The organism is Gilliamella sp. B3892 (assembly GCF_026536305.1).
GTDB lineage: Bacteria > Pseudomonadota > Gammaproteobacteria > Enterobacterales > Orbaceae > Gilliamella.
This window is the reverse complement of the sequence record NZ_JAFNOK010000026.1, coordinates 1-2,407: the sequence shown is the minus strand read 5'-3', so window position 1 is coordinate 2,407 and position 2,407 is coordinate 1. Positions and strand designations below refer to the sequence as shown.

Sequence of the window (2,407 nt, the reverse complement as noted above, 5' to 3'; positions counted from 1 at the left end):
TCACCTCGTAGCAATCTGTAGCATCCAGTAGAACAAGCCAAATAATCCACCCAAAATCACAAAGTATGTGCAAAAGAGGGCAAACTTAATTTCGCTGTCTGTTAACTCATAATCCTTGTGAAATCTATCTTTGATTTTCACATTAACAAAATCTTTATTAATCATAATCCCCTCGAAAAATTCATCATAGTAGAGGGCAAATAGTATGTAGCAATGTGCCGTCTTTTCGAGCTGTCAGTATTTAGTCAAACTCAAGCGCACTCGTTGAGTGCGCTTTGATTTGAACTTAATTAGCAATCCTTATTTAGTAAAGAACTTGATGGCTAGTCGGTCTCTCTTGAGGCTAGGAGTGATTTAGTCGCTCACCCGATGCGTACTGCTGTGATTGCTTTCAAAACCGCTGTACTTTCATATGCCTCAGCTAGCTACTTGAATCCTTTTAACTTGTTAAATAACTCGAGGTCTTGTTTAACTTTGTTGTTAAGTTGATTTGTTTTGATGTGATAATGATAAGATAAGTTATCATTAATGTCAATAACAAAAGTTATCGAGAGGAGTAAAGTTATCGGTGGTTATCCGGGGGCAGTATCTAAAGGGGGATGCGGATTTTAGACGTGAAAAAAGCGACCTAAGTCGCTTGGAGTATCAATAAAATTTATTTATTGTTATTTTTTGATAAAAATGAAAGTGTTAACCACAACCGCCATCCTAAATCGATAATCATTAAAATAAGAGTAGTAAACAAAAAGAAACAAATCAGATTGATGCTATATTCATAAAATACAGGTAAAAGTTTACTTATAGTACTAGCTAAAAAAAGTAGAAATGAAAATAAAGAACATTGCAAAATTTTCATAATCAAAACATGATAAAACCCATTTTTTTGCATAACAATAATTAAACTTTTATCTGATGCTGATATTATAATAGATAAGGATGTAATTAAAAAACCAAGTAAAGTAATAGAAATTTGAATCATTTCAGGCATAATTAGTTTAATTGTTCCTGTAAAACCTGAGTTATGAAATATAAAACAAGTAGCTAATGCTAATAAAAGAGATATTGATGTTGCATATTTCATAAAGCATTACTCCTTTTTAATCTTCACTAAAGTTAGCGTCAAAATGCCTTTGATTTTTTTCTTTCACTAACCTTATTTGTGCGTAAACTTCTGTTGAGTTGATAGTGCTAGTACCTGCTGTCTCATCACTGTATAAAAGAACAGTTATTTTATCATTTATTCTTTCTGCAAACAAGTCGATCGGTTTTGAATTATTTGATAATTTTACTTTTAATAATTTGGTTGAATCTGAATTAAGTAATTGTTTTATTTCATTTATAACTCTGTTTTTCAGGCCATTTGTTTTAGAATTTGTTCCAATCTTTCCTGAAAATGTAGTTGCCCCTGATTGTGTCATTTCGTTAAATGCATAAGTTGTCCAATTGGAATTTGGATTTGGTTGATAATCTTTAGAAATAGGTTTGTGTATTTTAAACTCAACATTCTTAATCACTCCTTTATGAAAAACCTCATCAAGAGAATCTTTTGTTAGGATATCTTGGCAAATGACATTAATATTAGAAATTTTGTTAAAGTAACTAATTAGAGTGTTAATTGTTGTCCCATCTCGACTATGTTGATATGCTAATAATTCAAATTTATTTTTTTCTAAAAAAATAATGAAATGATTTTTTTCAATAAAGGCATTGTCTGAACCTAAATTAATGACTTTTTCTTCTAAACTGCTTAAGCTGCTTGAGTCGTGTACATTTTCTTTATATTTTACAATATATCCAGAAATAGATTTGTCAGTGTTTTTGGTGACCCCCCTTATGTGATAAATGCCACTATCGATATTTATTAATGGGAAATCATATTTATCTTTATGTTTATTTTCATTACATAATTCATTTAAAGATAGTTTATCATTTTTTTTGTAGCTTCAAGTGAGTAAAATCTCACTGTAAAATTTTTAGTTTTTTTCATTATAATTATCCTTATTACCTTATTTCACTTGCCTATCTTTCACTCTCAAAAACCGCCGAAGCGGTTAGTCGTCTTTCTTTTTATAGCATTTTGTAGCTGTATATATTATTCCTAATCCTAAAGCTGTAGACAAAAATCGAATTACTCCTAATCCTATAATTTCTAGGTAGTGAGTAAAAAGCACTAAAGCCAATCCTACTATCATGCTTATTGTGTACATTAACTTACTCATATTTGTTCCCTCTTCATAAAAACCACCTAGGCGGTTATTTTTATATCTTTATCCTCAATCCAATATAGACGACTGCCACCAAACACGTCCTAATATAGTTATCTCATCTTGAGATACTATTTCGTCATCATAGCCAATATTATAACTTCTGATTTTAACTTGGTTGCCTGGTATTTTTTCTAGAATCT

General features: G+C 30.4%; 3 protein-coding genes. All 3 read right to left on the bottom strand.

Annotation, left to right across the window (positions count from 1 at the left end):
• Nucleotides 1-655: 655 nt before the first annotated feature.
• Nucleotides 656-1,081 carry a hypothetical protein gene (locus J3U74_RS12275; RefSeq protein ID WP_267328916.1) on the bottom strand — a complete coding sequence of 142 codons (426 nt, stop codon included), beginning with the start codon at nucleotides 1,079-1,081 and terminating at the stop codon, nucleotides 656-658.
• A gap of 16 nt (nucleotides 1,082-1,097) precedes the next feature.
• A complete protein-coding gene (locus tag J3U74_RS12270) occupies nucleotides 1,098-1,514 on the bottom strand; it encodes a hypothetical protein (RefSeq protein WP_267328915.1) in 417 nt (138 codons plus the stop codon).
• Between the two features lie 537 nt (nucleotides 1,515-2,051).
• Nucleotides 2,052-2,219, bottom strand: coding sequence for a hypothetical protein (locus tag J3U74_RS12265; RefSeq protein ID WP_267328914.1), 168 nt, complete (start codon nucleotides 2,217-2,219; stop codon nucleotides 2,052-2,054).
• Between the last annotated feature and the right edge of the window lie 188 nt (nucleotides 2,220-2,407).